Origin of the sequence: Paraclostridium sordellii, from assembly GCF_000953675.1 — a bacterium.
Classification (GTDB): domain Bacteria; phylum Bacillota; class Clostridia; order Peptostreptococcales; family Peptostreptococcaceae; genus Paraclostridium; species Paraclostridium sordellii.
The window spans coordinates 564,229-590,652 of record NZ_LN679998.1 but is presented as its reverse complement, the minus strand read 5'-3'; the positions used below and the strand labels follow the sequence as shown (position 1 = coordinate 590,652).

The window sequence follows — 26,424 nt, the reverse complement described above, 5'->3', positions numbered from 1 at the left end:
ATATCACATTTTTAAATTCCACTCATAAAAAAATTCATTTAGATATTTTTCCATAAACTCATGTCTCTCATGAGCTATTTTTTTAGCTGTTTCTGTATTCATTAAATCTTTTAATTTAAGTAACTTTTCATAAAAATGATTTATAGTATGATTATTCTTATTTTTCACCTCATCCAAATTTTTATATTCCATAGGATTTATACTTGGATGATATATTACTCTATTTTTATTTCCTCCATATGCAAATGCCCTAGCTATTCCTATTGCTCCCATGGCATCTAATCTATCTGCATCTTGAACTATCATTCCTTCTATACTATATTGAGTTGAATCTACTACTCCCCCCTTATAAGACATAGTATTTATTATACTTTTTATTTTTTCTATATCACTTTTGTGTAATTTAATTTCATTTAAGAATATTTCTACTAGATTTTCATTCTTAGAAAACTTCCAATCATCTATATCATGTAATAACGCTGCCATCTCAACTATAAATGTATCTGCACCCTCTTCTTTAGCCATAAATTTAGCTAAGTTATAAACTCTTTCTATATGGAACCAATCATGTCCACTTGCTTCTCCAAATAATTTTTTTATAACGAATTCTTTAGTTTCTCTTATCTTTAGTTCTCTATCCATAGTTTATCCTTTCAACTTAATATTGCTAAATAACTTTATACTACTTTAATTTTATATCTAATTGTATAAAATAAAAAGAAGCTTTTAAAAGCTTCTTTTTAATCTTCATCAGAAAATGTATTACTAAATCTCATTTTTGCTATTTTCAATACTTCACTTAAATTATATCCCTTTAATTTGCACCCACATTTTGGGCAGTATTCTAATTTTTTAGATACCAAAGCTCTACAACTAGGTTCTGGGCATCTAACTTTTTCTGTGACCTTTCCTACATCTAAACCACATCTTGGGCAAACAGTTCCTGGTCTATTTGAAACTTCTTTTCCACATCTTGGGCATTTTATCACAACTATCCCCCCATATAACAAATATAGTCTTAATAATATATAATATGGTTAAAGTTTAATTTGTGATATGTTTTTGTATAATTATTTAATAGTTATTAATCCATCTTCTTTTACTATTTTTTGACCATCTTCACTTAATATATAATCTACAAATTTCTTTCCACTTTCACCTAATTTATCTTCTTTGTATACTAATAAAAATGGTCTTGATAATTTATAATCTCCACTTTTAGCATTTTCTGCTGTTGGGTTAACACCATCTACTTGAAGTGCATTTATACTATCATCTAAATAGCTAAACGAAGTATATCCTATTGCATTTTCATTTCCAGCTACTGTTGATTTTACGTTTCCATTACCATCACTTATTTGTGCATCTTTAGCTAACTCTGTAGAGTCATATCCAACTATCTCTTGAAATGCATCTCTTGTTCCCGATCCATCCTCTCTAGATACTACAACTATAGGAGCATCTTTTCCTCCAACCTCTTTCCAGTTTTTTATTTTACCTGTGTATATACCTTTTATTTGATCCATTGTAAGTGATTTTACTGTATTTCCTTTATGAGTTATTATACCTATCCCATCTATAGCAATCTTAGTTTCTTTTAAACCTTCTTTTTTCTCTGCATCCTTTAAGTCTCTTGATGCCATACCAATTTGAGCAACTCCACTTATAGTGTCTTTTATACCTGCTGATGTTCCTAATTGATTTATTTCTATAGATACATTAGAATCTTTTTCCTTATAACCTTCTTCTTCTTTTTCCATAAGGGGTCCTACTGATGTAGATCCCGATATAGTTATTTTACTTTCATCTTTACTTCCTGCTGAATCATTTGACCCACAACCTACTGATAAAGCACCTACCATTATTGTACTTAATAATAAAACACCTATTTTTTTCTTAAACATAAAAGCCCCTCCATAATATGTTATAATTTTTAACATCTTTTATCGAAATTTTCTTACACTTTCATTTTAAATTTATTATGTTAAGTCCATATTATATAAAGGTTAATTATAAGTAATCTTTATTAAGAATATGTAAATAGTAAGGATACTTATATTATTACAAACTAAAGAATTACATAATATAATACTTTGATATTATTTTGAATTAAGATATTCATTACTCATAAGTTAAATTCATAAAAATAAAAAAGGAATTGGCTAATCCAATTCCTTTTATTATAAACTATTTATTTTTTATAGCTGCTTGAGCTGCTGCAAGTCTAGCAATAGGTACTCTATATGGTGAACAAGATACATAGTTTAATCCTGTTTTATAACAGAATTCTATAGAAGATGGCTCTCCTCCATGTTCTCCACATATACCTAGTTTTAAGTTTGGCTTAACTCCTCTACCTAATTTAGCTGCCATTTGAACTAATTTTCCAACTCCATTTTGATCTAAAACTTGGAATGGATCTTTTTCTAAGATTTCACTATTTACATAGTCTCCTAAGAATTTATTAGCATCATCTCTTGAGTATCCAAATGTCATTTGAGTTAAGTCATTTGTACCAAAACTGAAGAAGTCAGCTTCAGTAGCTATTTCATCTGCTGTTAAGCAAGCTCTAGGAACCTCTATCATCGTTCCTACTGTATAATCAATGTTAACTCCTGATTTTTTTATTTCTTCTTCTATTACTGATACTACATTTTCTTTTATAGTCTTTAATTCCTTCACTTCTCCAACTAAAGGTATCATTATCTCAGGATTAACTTCTACTCCACTTTGTTTAGCTTCTATAGCTCCTTGTATTATAGCTTTTGCTTGCATCATAGCTATTTCAGGATAAGTTATAGCAAGTCTACAACCTCTATGTCCAAGCATTGGGTTTAATTCTTGTAAGTCAACTATTCTCTTTCTTATTTCTTTAACTTCTAATCCCATAGTTTCTGCTAAAGCTTCTATAGCATCATCATCATGTGGTAAGAACTCGTGTAGTGGTGGATCTAGTAATCTTATGTTCACATGTCTTCCATCCATAACTTTAAATATCTCTGTAAAGTCTTCTCTTTGCATTGGTAATAATTTTTCAAGAGCAACTAATCTTTGTTCTATTGTTCTTGATAATATCATCTCTCTAACTGCAGGTATTCTATCTTCATCAAAGAACATATGCTCAGTTCTGCAAAGCCCTATACCTTCTGCTCCAAACTTTATAGCTACAGCTGCATCTCTTGGAGTATCAGCATTAGTTCTAACTTGTAAAGTTTTATATTTATCAACCCAATTCATAAGAGTTTCAAAATTACCAGTAAGAGCAACATCTGTTTTTTCTACTTTTCCTAAATATACACATCCTGTTGATCCATCTAAAGATATGTAATCTCCTTCTTTTATAACTAGTCCATCTACAGTCATTTCTTTGTAGTATTCATCAACTTTTATTTCTCCACATCCAGCTACACAGCATTTTCCCATTCCTCTAGCAACAACTGCTGCATGAGATGTCATACCACCTCTAGCTGTAAGTATACCTTCTGATACAACCATGCCTTCTATATCTTCTGGTGAAGTTTCTAATCTTACAAGTATAACTTCTTCACCTTTTTCTGATGCATTAACAACATCATTTGCGTTAAAGTATATTTTACCACAACTAGCACCTGGTGAAGCTGGTAATCCTTTTGCTATAAGTTTAGCATCTTTTAAAGATTTTTCTTCAAAGTTTGGATGAAGTAATTGATCTAATTGATTAGGCTCAATTCTCATTATGGCTTCTTTCTCATCTATTATTCCTTCTTCAACTAAATCAACTGCAATATTTATAGCTGCTTTTGCAGTTCTTTTTCCGTTTCTTGTTTGAAGTATATATAATTTTTCATTTTCAATTGTAAATTCTATATCTTGCATATCTTTATAATGATTTTCAAGTATATGTGTTATTTTTACAAACTCATCATAAATTTTTGGCATAACTTCTTTTAAAGTTTCTATATCTTGAGGAGTTCTAATACCTGCAACAACATCTTCTCCTTGTGCATTAATTAAATATTCTCCAAATAATTTATTTTCTCCAGTAGATGGATTTCTAGTAAATGCAACCCCTGTTCCACTTGTTTCTCCCATATTCCCAAATACCATTGATTGTATATTAACTGCAGTCCCTAAGTTGTGAGGTATATCATTTAATTTACGATATACATTAGCTCTTGGATTATTCCAAGATTTAAATACTGCTTTTATTGCTAACATTAACTGCTCTTTTGGATCTTCTGGGAAGTTTTGTCTTATTTCTTTTTTATATATTTTTTTATAGTCTTCAACTAAAACCTTTAAGTCTTCACTAGTAAGATCAGTGTCAAATTTATATCCTTTTTCTTCTTTTATTCTATCTAAAGCATTTTCAAACTTATACTTTGGAACACCCATAGCAACATCTGAAAACATCTGTATAAATCTTCTATAACTATCGTAAGCAAATCTTTCATTTTGAGTATTTTTAGCTAAAGCCTTAACAGAAGTATCATTTAAACCTAAGTTTAATATAGTATCCATCATACCAGGCATTGAGAAAACTGCACCAGAACGAACAGATAATAAAAGTGGATTTTCGCTACATCCTAACTTCTTTCCTAAAGAGTTTTCTAATTCAACTAACTTTTCCTCAATTTGAACATTTATATCTTCTCTTATACATTCATTATTTTTATAATAATCATTGCAAGCTTCAGTACTAATAGTAAATCCTGGAGGCACTGGTAAGCCTATCTTAGTCATCTCGGCTAAGTTAGCACCCTTACCACCTAAAAGACTCTTCATTTCTTTTGAACCCTCACCAAAACTATAAACAAACTTACTCATAAAAACTCCTCCTAAATATTATTTTTTAGACACAATTACATACAGTATATTGTATTCAAGTATGATTGTTTTTGTTATACCTAGAAATATATAATTAAAATAATAACTAAAAATCTAAATTTAGTATTTTCAAAATTATAGAGTTAAACGTTTTTTATTTGTATACTCTATTTTTAAGAAATCTTAATTTGACTTATCATTTTAGATTTATGATAATTTATACAAATAAGATTTATACTACACACCGAAAACCTATATTCTCGATGTGTACTAAAATCCTACTTATCGCTATCTCCAAATACTTTAAGACCATTTTCTTTCATTATGTCCATTATAATTCCTGCTGTTTCTTCTATTGCTTTATTAGAAACATCTATAACAGGACATCCTACTTTTTTCATTATCTTATCTGAATAATCTAGTTCCTGAAGTATTCTATCAAATTTAGCATAGTTTGCATTACTTGATAACCCTAAAGACTTTAATCTTTCTTGTCTTATTTGATTTAATTTCTCTGGTGTATTAGTAAGCCCTATTATCTTCTTTTGATTTATTTCAAATACCTCTTTAGGTATTGGTATTTCTGGAACTAAAGGTACATTTGCAACCTTTATATTCTTATTTGCAAGGTACATACTAAGTGGTGTTTTAGAAGTTCTTGATATTCCTAATAAAATTACATCAGCTTGTAAAATACCTCTTTGATCTTTACCGTCATCATACTTAACAGCAAACTCTATAGCTTCTACTCTCTTAAAATAAGTTTCATCTAATTTTCTTATAATTCCTGGCTCTCTCTTTGGTTTAACACCTATCTTATTAGTTATTTGTCTTAATATTGGAGTCATTAAGTCAACACAACTTAAGCTTTCTCTTTCACAGTATTTCTCAGTAAACTCTAAAAGTTCTTGTTCTACTAATGTATATATAACTATTGCATTTTCTTCTTTTGCACTATCTAAAATTTCTTCTAAAAAATTAACTTCAACAACATAAGGGAATCTTCTTATTTCATAATCATCTTTTAATTGAAATTGTGATAATGCAGCTTTAGTTACCTGTTGAGCTGTCTCCCCTACTGAGTCTGATATTACATATATGACTAAATTCTCCATATATTCCTCCTTAATTATCTGCTATTTCTAAAAATAATTTAGTTATGTTAGTTTTAGAAATTCTGCCCACAACCTTATGTATTAATTTATTATCCCTTTTCATTTCTTCTACAACTGGAATCGAATCAACTTCATGTTCTATAATTCTCTTTGCTGCTAGTACTACAGTATCATTTGGTGTTACTGTTACAACATTAGGAGTTCTTGTCATTATCATACCTACAGGTATTTTATTTATGTCTCCTCCACCTATTGTTACCTTTAATAAATCTTTTCTAGAAACTATTCCACATAGTTCTTCATCACTATCTATTATAAATATACTACCTACATCAGATAAGAATATGTTAACTATAGTGTCATAAACATTTGTATCCTGTCTAACCATTATAGGCATACTCATTATATCTGCTACTGTTTTATTTTTTATTTTGTCGCCTAATAAGTTTACTTTATCTATTCCCGAGTAAAAATACCCAACCTTTGGTCTTGCATCTAATACGCCTGTCATAGTTAAAATAGCTAGGTCTGATCTTAGTGTAGCTCTAGTTACATTAAGCATTGCTGCTATGCTCTCACTTGTTATTGGCTCATTTTCTTTGACTATATCAATTATCTTTAACTGTCTGTTATTAAGTTGAATAATAATCACACTCCTTTTTATTGTGATATACTATTTATCCGTTTTTCTTCCATATAGTATATTATATATTTTTTATAGTATAATGTAAATACAAAAACTAAAAACCGAGGAAAAATTCCCTCGGTCATTTAAGCAGATTACTTATATACTATCTTAGATAAATCACAAATATTTAACATTATGTCATATATTTGTTTTAATATAGCTAATCTGTTATTCTTTATAGCCTCGTCCTTGTCCATTATCATGACAGAGTCAAACATATTATCTATTGCTGGTCTTAAAGAAGCAAAAGCGTCAAGAGCTTTAGTATATTCTTTATCAGCTAATAAATGTTCAACATTAGAACGTATTTCTTGGAATTGTTGATATAAATTAAATTCAGCTTCTTCTCTCATTAAGTTTATGTCAACTTTATCAGTTTCAGCTTTTTGAGCTAAAGTTGCAACTCTATTAAATGCTGTTAACATTTCAACTAACTCATCTTTATCTATCCAAGAGTTTAGTGCATTAGCTCTAGCATACATATCTGCTATATCATCTATATTAGAACTTAATATAGCATCTATAACATCATATCTTATTCCTAAATCTCTGAATAAATTCTTTATTCTATCTTTGAAGAAGTCCATTATTTGGTTTAAAACTTCTTCTTTATTAAATTCTATAAATGAGTAGTTATCAAGAGTTAAATCTACAAGCTCTTTTAAGCTTATATCTAGATTATTATCCATTAATATATTTATTATTCCTAGAGCTTGACGTCTAAGTGCATAAGGGTCTTGAGAACCGGTTGGTTGTATACCTATTGCAAAGAACCCTGCTATTGAGTCTAGCTTGTCAGCTATAGATAAAACAATTCCCTCTTTAGTTTTTGGAAGTATATCTCCTGCAAATCTTGGTAGATAATGTTCAAATATAGCTTCTGCTACATTTTCATTTTCTCCACTTACTTTTGCATATTCTCTTCCCATTACACCTTGAAGCTCTGTAAATTCAAATACCATACCTGTAACTAAATCCGCCTTGCATAATTTAGCCGCACGAAGTGTATCTTCTTTTACACCTAATTCATTTAATTTATCTAATATATCATTAGCTAATTTTTCTATTCTTAATGTTTTATCATATACTGTTCCAAGTTTAGCTTGGAATACAACAGTTTTTAATTTTTCTATGTAACTTTCTAAAGACTTTTTAGTATCTTCTTTATAGAAGAATAATGCATCTGCAAGTCTAGCTTCTAAAACTTTTTCATTACCAGATTTAACATTGTCTATTCTATGACTATCACCATTTCTAACTGCTATAAAGTTTGGAAGTAATTTACCATCTTTTAAAACTGGGAAGTATCTTTGATGTTGCTTCATAGGAGTTATTACAACTTCTTTTGGAAGCTTAGCATAATCTTCATCAAACTCTCCATAGAAAGCTGTTGGATATTCTACTAAATGAGTTACTTCTTCAAGTAACTCTTCATCAAGTTCTATTTCTCCACCTAAAGATTTAGCAACTTCTTCACATTGTTCTTTTATAATAGATTTTCTCTCATCTTGATTTAATATTACAAAGTTTTCTTTTAGCTTAGCTAAGTACTCATCTAAAGTGTTAACTTCAAATTCACTTTCTCCTAAGAATCTATGTCCTTTAGTAACATTTCCAGATACTATACCTTCTAGTTCTATATCAAGTACTGAATCATTTAATATGCAAACCATCCATCTTATCGGTCTTATAAATCTCATGTTTTTTCCACCCCAACGCATAGCTTTAGGGAATGTCATAGATTTTATAGCCTCTGGAAGTACAGTTTTTAAAACTTCGCTTGTTAACTTACCTTCTTGTTTTATTTTACCGAAAGCATACTCTTCTTTTCCAACTTGCTTAAAGTATAAATCTTCTTCTTTTATACCTTTACTTTTCATAAATCCTAGAAGTGGCTTAGTGAAGTTTCCATCAGCATCAACAGCTATTTTTTTAGCTGGACCTTTTACTTCTTCTTCTAAATCTTCTTGTCTTTCACATATATTGTCAACTACAACAGTTAATCTTCTTGGTGTAGAATACACATTGACACTATCATAAGTTATTCTATTTTCATCAAATGATTTAACTATATTAAGTTTTAATTGTTCCATTGCTGAGTTTACATATCTTGCAGGTAACTCCTCAACACCTATTTCAAATAAAAGGTAATTTTTCATTATCTGTCACCTTCCTTTAAAAGTGGATATCCCATTTCTTTTCTTAATTCTACATATGCTTTAGCTACTGTTCTAGCCATATTTCTAACTCTACTTATAAATGAAGCTCTTTGACTTACACCTATAGCTCCTCTAGCATCTAGCGTATTAAATGTATGAGAACATTTTAACACATAATCATATGCTGGTGTAATTAACCCTTTGTCCATAAGTTTTAAAGCTTCTTTTTCATATACATCAAATAAATTGAATAATAAATCTGCATCACACTCTTCAAAAGCATACATAGAGTTTTCATACTCTGCTCTTTGGAATACTTCTCCGTATGTAATTTCATCATTCCATTTTAAATCATATACACTTTCAACTTCTTGAAGATACATAGCAAGTCTTTCTAGACCATATGTAATTTCTCCAGTTTCTAGCTCACACTCTATACCACCAACTTGTTGGAAATATGTAAATTGAGTAATTTCCATACCATCTAGCCATACTTCCCATCCAAGTCCCCAAGCACCAACTGCTGTTGCTTCCCAGTTATCTTCAACAAATCTTATATCATGTGCTTTTGTATCTATTCCTATAGCTTCTAAGCTTCCTAAGTATAGTTCTTGTATATTATCTGGAGATGGTTTTAGTATTACTTGGAATTGATGATGTTGATATAATCTATTAGGATTCTCACCATATCTTCCATCTGCAGGTCTTCTAGATGGCTCTACATAACATACCTTCCAAGGCTCAGGTCCTAAAGATCTAAGAAATGTATTTGGGTTCATTGTTCCTGCACCCTTTTCTACATCATAAGGTTGCATCATTATACATCCTTGTTTAGCCCAATAATCTTGCAATGTTAGTATCATATTTTGAAAATTCATACGAATACCCTCCTATATTAAAAACAAAGCCTTTCGTCTACACGAAAGGCCATTAAATGGTTATTTTCTAACTTTTAGAATATCAAACTCTTTAAAATTTGTCAATACACTTAGATTTAGTATTGTCAATACTTTGCTTAGTCTCTTAACTCATTTTCAGTTTCTTCTTTTATTAATTCATCAGTTATATCTTTATCATCTTTTTTATTTTCTTTTACTACATCAGTAACTTCCTTTGCAGTGTTTGTTAGCATATTTTTTAACATATTTAGTTTTTCTTCATTTAATTCGCCTAAATCAACTACTGTTTTATCTTCTTCGTTTTCAACTTTTATATTAAATTTACCTATTACAGCTGCTGAAAGACCTACTAATGTTACTAATGGTCCTAATGCTAAGCCAACAACTCCAACTGTTAAAGGTATATTCATTATTGTTTTATTATCTTTTTCAACAATTATTCTTATTACATTGCTTCTTTTTAGCATTTCTTTTAATTGACATTTTAATTCCTCTGCATCTTTTCCTAAAGCATTTTCCATCTTAGCTTTTGCCTTAGTTTTTACTTTAGCAGTTTTTTTACTTTGTTCTAAATATATTATTGCATCTACAATATTTCCATTACTTATAATTAATGCTTCCTTAGCTTGAGCGTAACTTGCACTTGGAACTCTTTCTAACACTTGATCTATTTTTTCTAATGTTACATCAGTCATTATTATCAGCTCCCTTATAATTTTCTAGTCCCTGTAATAAGTGTAATGATTTTGTGTTTGCGTTGTCAACGTAAACTTGAATATATACTTTTAAAATTTTGCTAAGCTCATTTACTATATATTTTGATACTTTTGCTTTACTACAAGTTAATATATCATTTCTAAAAATATAATCTATAAGCTTAATAGTTGTAGCATCTATTTTAAAATTATACACATGATTTTCCTTACACTTTTCACATAGTATTCCACCTTCATCAACATTAAATACACTGTTTTTGATATTATCAGTACCACAGCTTACACATTTATTGACATTAGGCTTAAATCCTGTATAATCTAAAAATTTCAGTTCAAATGCTCTAGTTACAAATTCTTTGTCTACATCATCTTGAGTATAAAGATAAAGAGTTTGAGCTAATAAAACAAATAGCCTATTATTGGTTTGATTTTCATATATAGATCCTTCTACTAACTTTGTTATGTATGTTGCATAAGAAAAGGCATCAATATCATAGGCTATATTATAAAAACTTTTTATAGTCTCACTTTGGCTTACTCTATACATATTACCTTGCTTTTTCAATGTAAAATTAGAGTACGAAAAAACCTGAGAAGAAGAAAGCAAAGAGCTTTTATTTCTTTTTGCTCCCTTTGCAATTGCTGAAATCTTCCCAAGCTTTCTAGTAAATATTGTTAAGACCAAATCACTTTCTTTATATCTTGCTGATCGTAGTACTATCCCCTGGGTGTTCAATATTATCATAGTCGATTTCTATCTCCCTATTTATATTATCATTACTTTCATTTAGATTTTTACTATTTGTTATATATAGATAAGCTTCTATACTTCCTGTCCTTTTAAAAACTTCCCAACACAAATTGTTCATTTTTAAAAACCCCCTTCATTACTCTTATATTATATTTTTAGTAAGAAAGGGGGAAATAATGCATTAAGTTGTTAGACAATTTTTGACAATATAATGGTTGTTATTAAAAAATAAATCGTCATTCCAATTATATCAAGGGCTGTAGCTATTAATGGCGCAGAAACTATTGATGGATCTACGTCAAATTTTTTAAATAACATAGGCATTGATGAGCCTATCATAGCCCCTATTATCATATTTATCAATAGCGATAAAGATACTATTAAAACTATATTTATATCCTTGACAAAAACGTAAGTAGCTATACCAATAATTAAACTGCAAATTATTCCTGTAAATACGCCTACTAATCCCTCTAATAAAACATTTTTAAAATTTAAATGTTTATTAGATAATGCCATAACCGTAAGAGCTGAAGCTTGTGTCCCAATATTTCCACCCATTCCAGTTACTATTGGTACAAAGTATATTAAAGGAAAATATTTTGAATCAATTACATAGTCAAAACTCGATAATATAAGAGTCGCCAAGAATCCTCCTATTAAAGTAATAACAAGCCATGGTATTCTAGCTTTAAAAGAAGATATAACTTGATCCTTTGGATCTACATTGTTTTGTTCTATTATATCTCTTTCTTGTTCTGAGGTACCAGCAAATTTATACATATCTTCGCTAGCTTCTTCTTCTATAACGTCAATTACATCATCCACAGTTATAATCCCTTTTAAAGTTTCATCTCTACTCACTACTGGAATTGCAATTAAATCGTACTTAGAAACTAATTTAACTGCTTTTTCTCTGTCTTCATCTACATAAACAGAGATTATATTTTCACTCATTAAATCTTCCACTACAATATCTTCTCTAGCTATAATAAGCTCTCTTAATGATAAGACTCCAACTAATTTTTCTAAATTATCTACTACATATATATAATATATAGTTTCAGCATCTTCAGCCTGTTCTCTCATATAAGCTATAGCTTCTTTAGCAGTCATATCTTTTTTTATAGCTATATAACCTGTAGTCATTATACCACCGGCAGACTCTTCTTCATATATAAGAAGTTCCTTAACATCCTGTGCATCTTCTTGATTTAGTAAGTTAATTATCTCTTCTCTTTCACTTTCGTCTAATTCTGCTAAAATATCAGCCATATCATCTAGTGACATCATTTCTAATATATTAGCTTTATGTTCTGTGTTTAGTTTTGAAAGTATATGTTTGAAAAATTCAGAGTCAGTTTCATCAAGTATTGATGCTGCCATATCTATTGGCAATATTTCAAATAATTTTATTTGTTTATCTTCATCTAAACTTTCAAGAATATCAAAAATATCTCTGTTATGATATTCCTCCATTAGTTCTCTTAATTCTAATATTTTATTATTTTCTATTAAATCTTCAACCTGATTTAATAAGTCCTTGGAATGCTCGTCTTTCCTATCCATAAAACCCACCTTTTATTATTTATCTGTATAGCCAAAGTTGTTTATAAAGCTTTGTAAGTTTCTCCAGTTTTCTTTTACCTTAACCCATATTTGAAGGTTAATTTGAGAACCTAGTAATAGCTCTATTTCTTCCCTAGCTGATTTACCTATACCTTTTAATTTTCTACCATTCTTACCTATTATTATACCCTTATGTGAGTCTCTTTCACAGTAAATAACAGCAGATATATCTATTATATCCTTATCTGGTCTTTTTCTCATTCTTTCTATTTCTACAGCAACTCCATGAGGTATTTCATCATGAACATAATGAAGAACTTTTTCTCTTATAAGTTCTGATATTAATACCCTTTCTGGTTGATCTGTTATCATATAATCTGGGAAGTATTTAGGACCTTCTTGTAAGTATCCTTCTATTACCTTTAATAATCGATCTGTGTTTTTTCCTTTTAATGCTGATATTGGAACTATAGCATCAAACATATTTTCAGCATCATACATTTTTATTAAGTCAAATAATTCTTCTTCACTTAACATATCTATTTTATTTAATACTAATATCTTAGGAGTTTTTATTCCTCTTAAGTTTTCTATTATCATTCTGTCCCCAGGTCCAATTTTTTTAGACTCGTCAACAACATATAAAACTACATCTACATTTTTAAATGCATCTGTTGCAGATTTAACCATGAACTCACCTAATTTATTTTTAGGTTTGTGTATTCCTGGTGTATCTAAAAATACTATTTGACAATCTTTATCCGTATATACTGCTTGTATAGTATTTCTTGTAGTCTGAGGTTTATCACTCATTATAGCAATTTTTTCTCCTACTACATTATTCATAAGAGTAGATTTACCAACATTCGGTCTTCCTACTATACTAACAAATCCTGATTTAAACATTTTTGATTCCTCTTTTCAATTTGTCTTTTGTTTTTTATTTAAACTCGCTACCTGAGAAGTAATGTGGAACTAACTCTGCTATAGTATGTTCTTGCATATCTCCTTTTGAGTATCCAGTTATTATTCTTATATCTGGTCCAAACTCTATTATAACCTGTCTGCATATTGCACATGGATATGTAGCCTCATTTTTTTCAGAGTTTGTGCTGGCAATTGCGATTGCCTCTATATCTTTGTATCCTTCAGATATAGCCTTAAATATTGCAGTTCTTTCTGCACAATTTGTTCCAGAAAAGGATGCACATTCTACATTACATCCTGTGAAAACTTTACCACTCTTTGTTAAAAGTGCTGCTCCAACCTTAAAGTTTGAATATGGTGAGTAAGAGTTTTCCCTTGCTTTTTCGGCTATTTCTAATAGTTCTTTATTATTCATCTATATTAACCTCCCTTAAAGGCCACTGGTACCTTCTTATTTTAAGTAGTACATTACATTATACCAAAATAGAAATAAAGAAAAAAGTATATTTCTATTTACTTTTAAAAAAAGCGGGAATAAATTTCCCACTTCTTAGTATTGAGCTATCTGTAAAACAAGCATAGCTACTAAAATTCCAAGTAAAGCCCCTGCTATAGTTTCCCAAAATGTATGTATCTTTCCTTCGATTCTACTTTGTGCTACTAACCCTGCCATTAAATATGCAAGAGTTGATGCTACTGTTCTCTCTGTCATAAAAGTTACTAATGTAGCAAGCGCAAAAGCTAATGCAGAGTGGCCACTTGGCATTCCACCTTGTAATGGTGTTCCTGTTGCAGTTAGTGACTTAACTACAACTACTGCTATTAAAACTAAGACTATACATATAAGCGTGACATGTATAGGCGATTTTCTTATTGCAAAAAATACAGGCTCCCCTATAGCTTCTACCTTATCATAAAAAAGTAAATATCCAACTACACATGCATTTAAACTAGCTATTAAAACACCCCCAGCAGCAACATCTTTTGCAATTTTTGCTAAAGGATGGTACGTATCTGTTACCATATCTACAGTTTTTTCTATAGCAGTGTTAAACATTTCAGATATTACAACTAAACTTATTGTAAAAAGTAAAATCATCATTTCAAATCTATTAAATTCACAAAATAAGCTAGCAGTAAGAACCAGTGCTGCTACAAAATAGTGTATTTTCATATTCCTTTCATGTTTGAAGGTATATAGTATTCCTGCAATAGCCGCATTAAAGGCTTTTATTATGCCTTGCTTAGCTTTCTTTTTACCCATAAATTTACTCCCTCGTTATATTAAGCTTGTTTAACACGTCTTCTTCTCTTTTTCTCATATCTTTAGTATTTTCTTCTGTATCATGGTCATAACCTAATAAATGGAACATACTATGACATACTAAAAAACAAACTTCTCTTTCAAAGCTATGATTATACTCTTCGCTTTGTTCTAAAGCCCTCTCTAAAGATATAACTATATCTCCTAGAGACTCTTCTTCTATTTCTACATCAAAATCATCTGTCAAAAGTGGGAATGATAAAACATCTGTAGCTCTATCTACTCCTCTATATTGTCTATTTAACTCATGTATTTCTTCATTATCAACAAAAGATAGACTTACTTCATAATTATCGTCATAACCTTCATAATGTAAACTTTCTACTATTATATCATGTATTTTTTCTAAAAGTTCTTCACTTACTTTAATTTTATCTTGTCTATCATCTAATATAATTTCCATAATGTCTCTCCTATTTGCTTCTTTTGTTTTCAGTTTTATAATTTATCTTCTTTAGCTCTTGAGCTTCATCAAATTTTTCATACGCTTTTATTATTCTTTGGACTAATTCATGTCTCACAACATCTTTTTCAGTAAATTTATTTATTCCAACTCCATCTACATCTTTTAAAACTTCCATTGACTGTATAAGACCGCTCTTAGTTTTACTTGGTAAGTCTATTTGTGTTAAATCTCCTGTCACAACAGCTTTTGATCCAAATCCAAGTCTTGTTAAAAACATCTTCATTTGCTCTGGAGTGGTATTTTGTGCTTCATCTAATATTATAAAGGCATTGTCAAGTGTACGCCCTCTCATAAATGCTAATGGTGCTACTTCTATTATACCTCTTTCTAAGTATTTAGCACACTTTTCATCACCTAACATATCAAATAGAGCATCATATAAAGGTCTTAAGTATGGATCTACCTTATCCTTCATATCTCCTGGTAAAAAACCTAAGCTTTCTCCAGCTTCAACTGCTGGTCTTGTTAATATTATTCTACTTATTTCATCTTTTTTAAAGGCTCTGACAGCCATAGCTACTGCAAGGTAAGTTTTTCCAGTACCTGCAGGTCCTACTCCAAGAGTTATATCATTATTCCTAATTAAATTGATATAATGCTTTTGACCTATGGTTTTTGGCTTTACTTCTCTACCTTTTTTAGTTACTGCAATAATATCCTCAAGCTCCTCTATTTGTTCTTTGTTTCCTTCATTTAATAACTCTATTGCATAAGTAATACTTTGTTTGTCTAAAGTCTTTCCCTTTTGAAAATTTTTATATAATTCATTTATAAATTCTATAGTTTTCTCTACGTTTTTAGGCTGCCCTATAAAAACTATTTTTCCCTCTCTTAATAATACATCTACATTTAAGCTCGATTCTATAATTTTTATATTCTCATCAAAATTTCCAAATAATTCTCTTTCAAATTTATCATCTGTTATTTCAAAACTCTTTTGTACTATCAAATTTAGTCCTCCTTAGTTTAGTTATTATTATTTTGTTTATCTTTATCTTTTTCATTTTCTTCATTATTTATATCTTTAAATTCATTTCTGATATCATTTATTGGTCTTTTTTCTGGATTTGAAGGTATCGGTTCATCATCCTTTGCTTTTTTCTCATTTTCTTGTTTTATTAATTCTTCAGCTTCAGATTTACTTAAAGAATGTACTTTGGCTATGTTTTCTAAAGTGTCCACCGTTACTGTATATTCTAATTTATCTTTTTTAAATTTATACTGATGTTTTACATTTTTTATTCTAGAATCAACAGGTATAGCATATTCTAAATCTTTAAGTGCTTTTTCTTTTAATTTCTTTTTTACTTCTTCCTTGTCTTTTTTTACTTCTTTTATATTAACTTCATGAAAAGTACTTGTTTGTATCTTTATAGGAAATGTATAATTTCCTAATTTAAATTCATGAACTTTATTTTCGATTTCATAATTTTTAAAATCTATATTTCTTCTTAACACAAACTTTTTATCATAAAAACTTATAGAATATACTCGTTTTTTATTTCCCGTTCTTACTTTAGTCTGTTCTATGTAACTTGCATTTTGCTTTGATTCATAAAAAGTAATAGCCCATACTTCTGGTATGGATTTTGTATTTGCTCCAGAAACCAATACATCACCAGTCCTTACTATATCACCTACATTGACTAGCTGGCTTCCACTTCTTGGTATCACTTTATTTATTATACCATTTTTTTTTGCAATTATATTACAATAATTAGTTTCTTTTTTCTCTTCTAAAGACTCATCTTTCTTGGTTACTGTAACAAATATATTAGTTCCTTTGACATTTATAGAAACATAGGCTATATCATTAAACTCATTCATTATATGGTCTCTTACTTCTTTTCTTTCGATGCTTTTTTTATATACACCTGGTTTTATACCAACCTCTTTAAGTTCTTTTCTAAGTTCACCTTTATCTATTCCTTCCGGAGCCTGTATATATACATCCGTAACAAATAAGGAAGTTCCCATTAATAAAGTCAATGAAATTATAGCACAAATCCACATTCCTGTTTGTTTATAAATACGTTTGGCCAGAAAAGGAACTCCCATCTTTTGTTTAACTTTAACTTCATATTTGCTATTTTTGTATATATTTTTAAAAGTTTTCATATCTTTTCTATCTACCTTAAATTGTAGCTTAGAATTTGAGATTCTCTTAACATCATATACATTCACTCTGTTTCTTATAAGGGTATTTAAAAATTTTTCTGTATTTATACCCTCTACTGTTATCACATAGTATCCCCTAATATAACTTATCAAAAGTATTTCCCCCCTATGTAGTGTATTCTACACTATATATAATTCCTTTTATTCCAATCTCTGTATCAGTAATATATTTTAGATATAGTTTATCTCCAATTACTTTTATAGTATTTATTTTTGTTTTTATTTTAATTAAGTTTACATCATATTCAAGAATAGATTTGTAATTCTCTATACTTATAAATGTATTACTTAAAATCGTTACCGTAGGTTGATGAACCTGTAAATCAGTTGGAACCTCTATCATACCCATACCCCCTTAATATATTCTATGTACATATCTAATTTTAATTACTTGTATTAATAACTAAGCTCTATATAATAATATGTACTAAATATAAATTTGGAGACTTTTTGTTGATAAAAAAATAAAGCCAAGCTGGCTTTTATTTTTTATCTATTTATCGACCAAGATACATAATTTAAGAAAAATGCATAAAATAGCCAAGCTAAGTATGGTAAATTTAAGTAAGCTGCTCTTTTATCTATTTGAGTAAATTTAATTATCATTATTATAACTATTATTATTGTAAGACCCACAACAACCAATGCAGTTAATCTTAATTCTAATCCAAAGAAAAGTATAGACCATATAAAGTTTAATCCTAGTTGTAGCCAATAATAAAACATTGCATCCCTAACCTTTAAACTATTTAATCCATTTTTTGCAATTAAATAAGCTGATATTCCCATTAATATATATAAAATCGTCCATACTATAGGAAATATATAGGAAGGTGGAAAAAATCCAGGTTTTATTAATTTTCCATAACTTGAACTTATATCCGATTTACTTATAAGTTGAGCTATATAGCTACTTGAAAAACCAACTATAAGTGGTATTAAAACACTTACTATAAAGTTTTTTACATCCTTTGTAGAAATAATCAATTACTTCACCCTCTCCTCATCCTCTATTTAATTTATAAATATGTACATTCTTTTTATATTATTCCTATTTTTTGGACAAAGCAAAAAGCCTAGAGCTCTCGCTCTAGGCTTTTCTATCTATTGTAAGTTAGATTTAACTAACTCATTTATCATTTTTCCGTCAGCTCTACCTTTTGTTTTAGGTTTTATAGCTGCCATGATTTTACCCATATCTTTCATAGAAGTAGCTCCTACTTCAGATATAGTTTCTTTGACTATCTCATTTAATTCTTCTTTGCTCAGCTGTCGAGGTAGGTATTCCATTAATACTTCAATCTCAGCTTCAGCTTCCTGAACTAAATCGTCTCTTGATGCTTTAGCAAATTCAGTCATAGCATCTCTACGTTGCTTTAACTGTTTTGTTATTACGTCTATAATTTCGTCATCACCAAGTTCTGTTCTAGTGTCAACTTCACGCTGTTTGATCTCAGCTCTTATTAATGTAACAACAGATTTTTTTACTGTATCTTTGTTTTTCATAGCAAGTTTTAAATCATCTTGCAATTTAGTTTTAAGGGACATCTCCCTCACCTCTTATCTAAAAAAATTATTTCTTAGCATTTTTTCTTCTAGCAGCTTCAGCTTTTTTCTTACGTCTTACGCTTGGCTTATCATAGTGTTCTCTTTTTCTTACTTCAGACATTATGCCAGACATAGCACATGAACGCTTAAATCTTCTTAAAGCGCTGTCTAATGTTTCATTTTCTCTTACTCTTACTTCTGACATTCTTTTTCCCTCCCTCCGATAGCGCAAATTATGCTGGGACTGTAACTCGATTATATCTGCATAATATGCATTACAACCTCACACTTTGTTTATTATAAACTAATATTTTTATTTTTTCAAGTATTTTTATTAATAATCACTTTTATTTTTTAATTTATATAAACTTATTTCTCAGCATCATACCAGTCTAATTTTTTACCAGCTAATACATGATAGTGGATGTGTTTTACTTCTTGACATCCATCATCTCCACAGTTATTTATTATTCTAAAGCCAGTCTTGTCATATCCTTTTTCCTTAACTATTTTATTAATAACATTATGAATATGTGCAATTATATCCATATCCTTCTCATCTATATCTATTATAGATTCATAGTGTTTTTTAGGTATAACTAACACATGTAGTGGTGCAACTGGATTTATATCATTAAAAGCTAGAACCTTATCATCTTCATAGACTTTACTTGATGGAATCTCTCCATTTATTATTTTACAAAATATACAACTCATGATTACACCTCCTATCTATAAGATTTATTATTTCTACATATTATACTAAAATTCCTTCTACATATTCATCTTTTACATCAGAAATTTTAGTTTTTATTATTTTACCATGAATATCTTCATTGCTCTCCACAACTACTCTTATATAGTTAGGAGTTAATCCCTCAAATTTGTTTTTTTCTATATTTTGCTCAAATAAAACCTCGAATTCTTCACCTATAAACTTACTTGCAAATTCTGTGAAGTTCTTCTTATTAAGAGCTATTAATTTATCACTTCTTAATTGTTTAATTTGTGGGTCTATTTGATTTTCCATAGTTGCAGCTGGTGTTCCTTTTCTTGGAGAATATTTAAATATATGCATTTGTGAAAGCTTAATATCACTTAGATATTTATATGTTTCACTAAATTCATTGTTAGTCTCCCCAGGGAATCCTACAATTACATCTGTAGTTATTGCCACATTAGGCATTTTTTTTCTTAATTTTTCAACTATTTCTTTATATTCAGTCGTAGTATATCTTCTATTCATTCTCTTTAAAGTTTCATCACATCCACTTTGAAGAGATAAATGATAATGAGGGCATACTTTTGGCATTCTAGAAACTGTATCTATAAATTCATCTGTAAGTAGTATAGGCTCAACAGAACTTAATCTGATTCTTTTTACACCTTCTATTTCATTTATAGATTTTATAACACTTAATAAATTTATCTTCGCATCTTTTAAATCTTTTCCATATGATGCAACGTGTATACCTGTTAGAACTATTTCTGTGTATCCATTATCAGCTAATTTTTTAGCTTCATTTACTATACTTTCTAAATCTCTACTTCTTACTTTTCCACCTCTAGCATACGGTATTATACAGTAAGAACAGAATCTATCACATCCATCTTGAATTTTCATAAATGCTCTAGTTCTTCCATTAGCTTGATTTATTTCTATTTCTTCAAAAGCTCTAACTTTCATTATATCATCTACTGTACTAGCTTTTTTAGAAGCATCTAATTTTTTAATTTCTTCAACTATCTGTCTTCTTTCGTTAGTACCCATAACTAAGTTAACTTCTTCTATTTCAAGTATTTCTTCTGGTGAAACTTGAGAGTAACACCCAACAACAGCTATTATAGCATCTGGATTTTTCTTTTTCATCCTTCTTATATATTGACGTGATTTTCTATCACTCATATGTGTTACTGTACAAGTATTTATTACATAAACATCCGCAAAATCTTCACTATCAACTTGAACATATCCATCTTTTTTAAACATTTCAAGCATAGCTTCTGTTTCATATTGATTTACTTTGCATCCTAATGTATAAAAAGCTACTTTTTTCACTTTATTCGCCTCCTCCTAAGTCGCTTAATTCGTATAATACTATAGATGAAGCTACAAGTGACGCTGTTTCAGTTCTTAAAATTCTTGGTCCAAGAGAAACTGATTGACCACCTATATCTTCTATATCTTTAATTTCAGTATCTTCAAATCCACCTTCTGGTCCTACGAAAATACCTATATTATTTATGTCCTGGCCTTTTATTGCTTGTTTTATAGATTTTGTTCTTTCATTTTCATATGGAGCTATGTTTAAGTCATTATTACTCATATCAGATAAAGCTTCTTTAAAACTTAAAATACCTCTTAATTTGGGAATTTTACCACGCTTACTTTGCTTTGCAGCTTCATATATTATTCTTTCCCATCTTTCGATTTTCTTGTCTTCTTTTTTATCTTCAACTTTTACAACTGTTCTTTTAGTTTGAACTAGTATGATTTCATCAACCCCTACTTCAGTTAGTTTTTGAAGTATCATTTCCATCTTTGGCCCCTTTGGAAGTCCTTGATATACTTTTATTTTTAAATCTGACTCTCTCTTTATATCCACTTTATCCATTATATTAAGTTGAACCTCAGATTTATCTATACTAGTTATTTCACATATATATTCATTATTATCATTATCACATATTTCTAACTCTTCTCCAACTCTACATCTTAAGACCTTTGAAATATGTTTTACGTCTTCACCTTCTATAATACATGTGTTATTTTCAAGATTTACATTTTTCTTTTCTACAAAAAATCTATCCATGAATTTCACCTACTTCGCTATTTTAGATACTATAGCATTCCATTCACCTAAAGATTCTACATGTACTATTTCAAGTCCATTTTCAGTTAAAGCTTCTTTAACTTCATCTACTTTAGCATGAATTATTCCTGAAGATATAAATACAGCATCATCTTTCATAAATTGTTTTATATCTTTAGCTAATATTTTTATTATATCTGCTATTATATTTGCTACTACTATGTCTGCTTTATCCTTTACAACTTCCATTAAGTTTCCATGAAGTGCAGTTACACTTCCTTCTACTTTATTTAATTCAACATTTTCTTTAGATACTTTTACAGCTACTTCATCTAAATCTACAGCTAATACATCTTTTGCTCCAAGTTTAGCTGCAGCTATTGCAAGTATTCCACTTCCGCATCCTATATCAAATACTTTAGAATCTGGCTTTACGTATTTTTCTAATTCTCTTATACACATACTTGTTGTTTCATGTGTACCCGTACCAAATGCCATACCTGGGTCTAACTCTATTATTAAATCAGAATCTTGAGCTTCATATTCTTCCCAAGTTGGTTTTACTACTATTTTTTCACCTATTTTAGTTGGTTTATAATAGTTTTTCCACTCATTAGCCCAATCTTCTTCGTCTACTTGTGAAAGCTCTACTATAGCTTCTCCTACATCTATTCCAAACTCTTTTAATCCGTCTATTTTTTCTTTTATTATTTTAATGTCATCCGTAACATCTCTTTCTTCTGTTATATAAGTTTTTATTATAACTCCATCATATCCGCTATTAAATATCTCTTCTTCAACAAAATCCCAATCATATTCATGCTTTTTTTGGAATTTGAAGTCTTTAGGATCTTCTATAGATACTCCTCCTACATTTTGTTCATATAATATATTAGTTATGGCTTCAACTGCTTCAGTTGTTGTTTTAATAGTTATTTCTGCCCATTTCATCTATGTACACGCTCCTTTTAAAATTCCTGTTTTTCGTAAACTTTATTATATCATATTTATTATTATCTTTTAAAATAATCTTTTATACTTTAAAATACTATTTACCCTAAACACTACTTTTATTTTAATATAAGTGCATTTACAAATTAGAAAGTATTTCAACTTGACTAACTAAAAACCGTAAAATAAAAAGCTATAAAGTTAAAAAATTTAACTTTATAGCTTTTTATTACTTATGTTAACGATGTATTCGTTAAAATAGAACTTGTAGTTGCAGTTGTTATAGCTATATTCATACCTTTATTTATATCTTCTATTACTTTATCTATTATAAATTGATTTATATCTATGTCATTTGTATATTTTGATACTACTAAAATACCTCCTATAACATTTCTATACCTTTCGCCTAAAGAAAAGTTTCCATAACCTTCATGATTTTTTAATATATTTGAGGTTTCCTTTATATATCTTATCACTTGCCCTATATCTTTTAATTCTAAGAGTGCAATTACCCCTATTAACGGATATCCAAATTCATGAAATTTACATTTACTTCTTTCTAATTCTTTTTTTATACTTTTACATTCTCTCCATATATTTTCTTTTTGGGTTAAAGAGATTACTTGAGATAAGCTTTGAAGTGTATTATTTTTATGAAATCCATTTTTACTTAGATATTCATAAGCTTTTTCCATATTTTCTAAATCTTGCTCAATATTTTTAGAAATCAGTGTTATTGTACACGCACTTAAATAGTCATCAACAGAGGTTAAACAAGGATGGTTTAACCTCATTTTTTCATTTACAAACTTCATTCTTTCAATAAATTCATCTATATGTATGTTTTCTTTATTTTCATATATCATATTTGCAACTAGTGCTAATTCATAACTTGAATAAAACTTTTTATGCCTTAACTTTTTATGAATTTCTAGTATTTCATCTAAACTTTCTTTTGGATTTGGTTGATATGATAATAATACGGCTGTATTTACTGAAGTGTTTCCTCTAAAATCTGAAAAAATCGTTGTATTTTCTCTTATTAAATCTATACAATTATTTACATGCTTATGATCTATATTTTTATTTTTTACAGTATAGCTAAGAGCACATCCATGTAAAACCATTCCTATTCCATACGCTGACTTTACCTGTTTTAACTCATCAAAATTTTTAGTTAAAAGTTTCACTTTATAATCCATAACCTTCCTCCTTTTGGAATAAGTTATCGAACTTAAATTTTTGTTGCTATAATCTTTATTTAATTTATTACATTTTTATTATATCTGCCCATCATTATTTCATCTACGTATTTTCCATCCCTTATCGCTGAATATTTTTTTAATCCTTCTTCCTCAAAACCTAAAGATTTGTACAATTTTAAAGCCTTTTCATTATCAGTATATACTCCTAGTTCTAACCTTACTAACATAAGCCAATTATCAGATAAATCAATCAATTCTTTCATTAATTTTTTACCTATTCCCATCCCTTGATAATCAGCATGCACACTTATGCCTATACTTGCACTATGCCTTATCCTAGGAGATGCATTCACATTTAAAGATGCCAATCCAACTACTTTTTTATTATTATTTTCTATTATCTCAGCTACCATAGTGTGATTATTACTATCTAAGTTTTCCGTTGTTCTTTTAGTTCTTTCTACTCTCTCTGAACTTATTGCCAGTGTATTTTCTTTCACACCCTTCATCCTTCTTATTTCATTTATAGATTGTGAATCTTCTATTTTGACTGGTCTTATTATTACCTTCATAATACACCCCACTTTAAATATATATTTATTATAATTTTAGTTTATATCTTAGTATTTTTCTTTAAATTATCAAAAGTTTATATATAAATATTTTTATATTTATTTGTTACATAAATTTTACATCTTTTTTAAAGGATTGTATTTTAACTTAAATAAAAAATCCTATTTAAAGGTATATTATGTAATCTCCCAATCATTTTAAATCCATGTATCCATTGATATTTCAACAATTTGAATTAATTCCCAATTATATCTAATATTTATTTTTTATTTTATAAATAAATATATTTAATTTAATAAATTTCAAACCAAAAACATTTTCAAAATTTTCTGATTCTTTACACATTGAAGTAACAAAAAGTTTTATTGCCTTATCCTAGTATAAGTTGGTAAAATTTGTAGTAAAAGATACTAATTTGGAGGTTTGTTTTGAGGATAAAGATTATTTTAATAAAATTATTAATATTATTTCTAGAATTATTTGGAAAAGGGGGGTCATTGCCTGGTAAGTTAGCTTTAAAAATGGATAAAAATTTATTTGATAAATTTAATTATCCTAAAAATGTTGTTGTAATAACTGGTACTAACGGAAAAACAACTATAAACAATTTGATTTTTGAATCATTAAAAAAAGCTAATGTCAATATCATATCTAATATAAAAGGTAATAACCTTAAGACAGGAATAGCAACTTTATTATGTAAACATTCAGATTTAAATTTAAATATAAAAGCTGATGTAATTGTTTTAGAAGTTGACGAATTAACTGTTCCTAATTTATTTAAAAAACTAAATACATCAGTGTTTTTAGTTTCAAACTTATTTAGAGATCAACTAGATCGTGTTGGAGAAATGGATAATATTGTCCAAAAATTTGAAAATATAGTAAAAGATTTTGATGGTCATTTAATTTTAAATGGAGATGATCCTAATGTTGTTAAAATCAAAGATAGCTGTAAATCTAGCAATATAGAATTTTTTAGTGTTTACAACTGCAAGGATTCTAAAAAAACATCAGAATCTATGGAAGGACGTTTCTGTCCTAGATGCAAAGAAAGATTAAGTTATGATTATTATAATTATTCACATATAGGCAGATTTTATTGTGAAAATGATGGATTTGGTAAAAATAATTTTAGCGTTTTTTGTGAAGATATTGATGAAAATACAAATCAAATTACAGTAAATGGTCAAAAACTCTCTCTTTTCAAAAATAACATTTATACAGTTTATAACTGTATAGCTGTGTTAAATGTTCTAAAAGTTTTAGATGTTAATTGGAATTATGCTTGTGATGTATTTAAGAGCTTTAATTTAAACCAAGGTAGAAACGAAAAGTTTATTAAAGGAAATAAGTATGTAGTTTTAAACTTAATAAAAAATCCAGTTGGGACAAACGAAGTTTTAAAAGATATATCTAGAGATTTAAATTTAAAAACAGTTCTAATTTCAATAAATGATAATATTCAAGATGGTATAGATGTTTCTTGGTTATGGGATTCTAACTTTGAAATAATATTTAAACACAATGTAGATAAAATCATTTGTAGTGGAAGCCGAGGCTACGACGTTGGATTAATGCTAAAATACAAAGGATATAAAGGTAATTTAATTTTTGAGAATAATATTGAAAAAGCTATAGATAAAATTGATTTAGAAAAAGAATATAGTTACGTATTATCTAATTATAGTGGTCTGAGTAAAATTAGAAAGCTCATAGAAAGGAGGGTCTAA

At 28.7% G+C, this 26,424-nt stretch carries 29 protein-coding genes; 1 reads left to right on the top strand and 28 read right to left on the bottom strand.

The window, feature by feature from the left end; genetic code table 11:
- Positions 1-3: 3 nt before the first annotated feature.
- From ATCC9714_RS02855 to ATCC9714_RS02720, 28 genes are all read right to left on the bottom strand, one after another.
- Entirely contained in the window at positions 4-642 is a 639-nt protein-coding gene (locus ATCC9714_RS02855) for an HD domain-containing protein (protein WP_057544411.1), read from the bottom strand.
- Between the two features lie 98 nt (positions 643-740).
- On the bottom strand, positions 741-989 hold the full coding sequence (locus ATCC9714_RS02850) for a zinc ribbon domain-containing protein (RefSeq protein WP_021125425.1): 249 nt from the start codon (positions 987-989) through the stop codon (positions 741-743).
- Positions 990-1,070: 81 nt separating this feature from the next.
- The gene (locus tag ATCC9714_RS02845; protein WP_057574315.1) at positions 1,071-1,904 is read right to left on the bottom strand and encodes a phosphate ABC transporter substrate-binding protein; all 834 of its coding nucleotides are present in this window, start codon (positions 1,902-1,904) and stop codon (positions 1,071-1,073) included.
- Between the two features lie 283 nt (positions 1,905-2,187).
- Entirely contained in the window at positions 2,188-4,806 is a 2,619-nt protein-coding gene (gene ppdK / locus ATCC9714_RS02840; protein ID WP_057544409.1) for a pyruvate, phosphate dikinase, read from the bottom strand.
- A gap of 278 nt (positions 4,807-5,084) precedes the next feature.
- On the bottom strand, positions 5,085-5,921 hold the full coding sequence (locus ATCC9714_RS02835; RefSeq protein WP_021128972.1) for a pyruvate, water dikinase regulatory protein: 837 nt from the start codon (positions 5,919-5,921) through the stop codon (positions 5,085-5,087).
- 10 nt (positions 5,922-5,931) lie between these two features.
- Complete coding sequence (locus tag ATCC9714_RS02830; protein WP_021128973.1) at positions 5,932-6,573, bottom strand: helix-turn-helix transcriptional regulator; 642 nt, start codon at positions 6,571-6,573, stop codon at positions 5,932-5,934.
- Positions 6,574-6,701: 128 nt separating this feature from the next.
- Positions 6,702-8,768: a glycine--tRNA ligase subunit beta gene (gene glyS, locus ATCC9714_RS02825; protein ID WP_057544408.1), complete on the bottom strand. Its 2,067-nt coding sequence runs from the start codon at positions 8,766-8,768 to the stop codon at positions 6,702-6,704.
- A complete protein-coding gene (glyQ, locus tag ATCC9714_RS02820; RefSeq protein WP_021128975.1) occupies positions 8,768-9,646 on the bottom strand; it encodes a glycine--tRNA ligase subunit alpha in 879 nt (292 codons plus the stop codon). The genes glyS and glyQ overlap by 1 nt, the downstream gene beginning before the upstream one ends.
- A gap of 137 nt (positions 9,647-9,783) precedes the next feature.
- Positions 9,784-10,362, bottom strand: a complete 579-nt coding sequence (locus tag ATCC9714_RS02815; RefSeq protein WP_077065503.1) for a DUF4342 domain-containing protein — start codon at positions 10,360-10,362, stop codon at positions 9,784-9,786.
- Positions 10,355-11,128: a DNA repair protein RecO gene (gene recO, locus ATCC9714_RS02810; RefSeq protein WP_021125442.1), complete on the bottom strand. Its 774-nt coding sequence runs from the start codon at positions 11,126-11,128 to the stop codon at positions 10,355-10,357. The genes ATCC9714_RS02815 and recO overlap by 8 nt, the downstream gene beginning before the upstream one ends.
- Positions 11,079-11,252 (bottom strand): hypothetical protein, encoded by a 174-nt coding sequence (locus ATCC9714_RS02805; protein WP_021125443.1) that lies wholly within the window; start codon positions 11,250-11,252, stop codon positions 11,079-11,081. Before ATCC9714_RS02805 ends, recO begins: the two co-directional genes overlap by 50 nt.
- A 71-nt stretch (positions 11,253-11,323) precedes the next feature.
- Positions 11,324-12,703 (bottom strand): magnesium transporter, encoded by a 1,380-nt coding sequence (mgtE, locus tag ATCC9714_RS02800; protein WP_021128978.1) that lies wholly within the window; start codon positions 12,701-12,703, stop codon positions 11,324-11,326.
- A gap of 15 nt (positions 12,704-12,718) precedes the next feature.
- Positions 12,719-13,609, bottom strand: coding sequence for a GTPase Era (gene era / locus ATCC9714_RS02795; protein WP_057544407.1), 891 nt, complete (start codon positions 13,607-13,609; stop codon positions 12,719-12,721).
- 34 nt (positions 13,610-13,643) lie between these two features.
- Entirely contained in the window at positions 13,644-14,045 is a 402-nt protein-coding gene (gene cdd / locus ATCC9714_RS02790; RefSeq protein WP_021125448.1) for a cytidine deaminase, read from the bottom strand.
- Positions 14,046-14,180: 135 nt separating this feature from the next.
- A complete protein-coding gene (locus ATCC9714_RS02785) occupies positions 14,181-14,894 on the bottom strand; it encodes a diacylglycerol kinase (RefSeq protein WP_021128981.1) in 714 nt (237 codons plus the stop codon).
- A gap of 4 nt (positions 14,895-14,898) precedes the next feature.
- Positions 14,899-15,357, bottom strand: a complete 459-nt coding sequence (gene ybeY / locus ATCC9714_RS02780; RefSeq protein ID WP_021125451.1) for an rRNA maturation RNase YbeY — start codon at positions 15,355-15,357, stop codon at positions 14,899-14,901.
- A 10-nt stretch (positions 15,358-15,367) separates the two neighbouring features.
- Positions 15,368-16,369, bottom strand: a complete 1,002-nt coding sequence (locus ATCC9714_RS02775) for a PhoH family protein (RefSeq protein WP_021125452.1) — start codon at positions 16,367-16,369, stop codon at positions 15,368-15,370.
- 17 nt (positions 16,370-16,386) lie between these two features.
- Complete coding sequence (gene yqfD / locus ATCC9714_RS02770) at positions 16,387-17,691, bottom strand: sporulation protein YqfD (protein WP_055329756.1); 1,305 nt, start codon at positions 17,689-17,691, stop codon at positions 16,387-16,389.
- Positions 17,692-17,704: 13 nt separating this feature from the next.
- Positions 17,705-17,941 (bottom strand): YabP/YqfC family sporulation protein, encoded by a 237-nt coding sequence (locus ATCC9714_RS02765; protein ID WP_021125456.1) that lies wholly within the window; start codon positions 17,939-17,941, stop codon positions 17,705-17,707.
- A 146-nt stretch (positions 17,942-18,087) separates the two neighbouring features.
- Positions 18,088-18,585, bottom strand: coding sequence for a TspO/MBR family protein (locus ATCC9714_RS02760; RefSeq protein ID WP_021128985.1), 498 nt, complete (start codon positions 18,583-18,585; stop codon positions 18,088-18,090).
- A 117-nt stretch (positions 18,586-18,702) separates the two neighbouring features.
- Positions 18,703-19,146: a GatB/YqeY domain-containing protein gene (locus ATCC9714_RS02755; protein ID WP_021128986.1), complete on the bottom strand. Its 444-nt coding sequence runs from the start codon at positions 19,144-19,146 to the stop codon at positions 18,703-18,705.
- A gap of 25 nt (positions 19,147-19,171) precedes the next feature.
- A complete protein-coding gene (gene rpsU / locus ATCC9714_RS02750; protein ID WP_021125460.1) occupies positions 19,172-19,351 on the bottom strand; it encodes a 30S ribosomal protein S21 in 180 nt (59 codons plus the stop codon).
- 164 nt (positions 19,352-19,515) lie between these two features.
- Positions 19,516-19,863 carry a histidine triad nucleotide-binding protein gene (locus tag ATCC9714_RS02745; RefSeq protein WP_021125461.1) on the bottom strand — a complete coding sequence of 116 codons (348 nt, stop codon included), beginning with the start codon at positions 19,861-19,863 and terminating at the stop codon, positions 19,516-19,518.
- 40 nt (positions 19,864-19,903) lie between these two features.
- Positions 19,904-21,205: a tRNA (N(6)-L-threonylcarbamoyladenosine(37)-C(2))-methylthiotransferase MtaB gene (gene mtaB, locus ATCC9714_RS02740; protein ID WP_057544406.1), complete on the bottom strand. Its 1,302-nt coding sequence runs from the start codon at positions 21,203-21,205 to the stop codon at positions 19,904-19,906.
- Between the two features lies 1 nt (position 21,206).
- Positions 21,207-21,959, bottom strand: coding sequence for a 16S rRNA (uracil(1498)-N(3))-methyltransferase (locus tag ATCC9714_RS02735; protein ID WP_057544405.1), 753 nt, complete (start codon positions 21,957-21,959; stop codon positions 21,207-21,209).
- A gap of 9 nt (positions 21,960-21,968) precedes the next feature.
- On the bottom strand, positions 21,969-22,910 hold the full coding sequence (prmA, locus tag ATCC9714_RS02730) for a 50S ribosomal protein L11 methyltransferase (protein ID WP_054630536.1): 942 nt from the start codon (positions 22,908-22,910) through the stop codon (positions 21,969-21,971).
- A gap of 233 nt (positions 22,911-23,143) precedes the next feature.
- Positions 23,144-24,115, bottom strand: coding sequence for a DUF4003 family protein (locus tag ATCC9714_RS02725; protein ID WP_054630535.1), 972 nt, complete (start codon positions 24,113-24,115; stop codon positions 23,144-23,146).
- 59 nt (positions 24,116-24,174) lie between these two features.
- Positions 24,175-24,690, bottom strand: a complete 516-nt coding sequence (locus ATCC9714_RS02720) for a GNAT family N-acetyltransferase (protein WP_054630534.1) — start codon at positions 24,688-24,690, stop codon at positions 24,175-24,177.
- A 429-nt stretch (positions 24,691-25,119) separates the two neighbouring features.
- Here ATCC9714_RS02720 and ATCC9714_RS02715 point away from each other — a divergent pair, with 429 nt between their 5' ends.
- Positions 25,120-26,424 (top strand): Mur ligase family protein, encoded by a 1,305-nt coding sequence (locus tag ATCC9714_RS02715; protein WP_057544404.1) that lies wholly within the window; start codon positions 25,120-25,122, stop codon positions 26,422-26,424.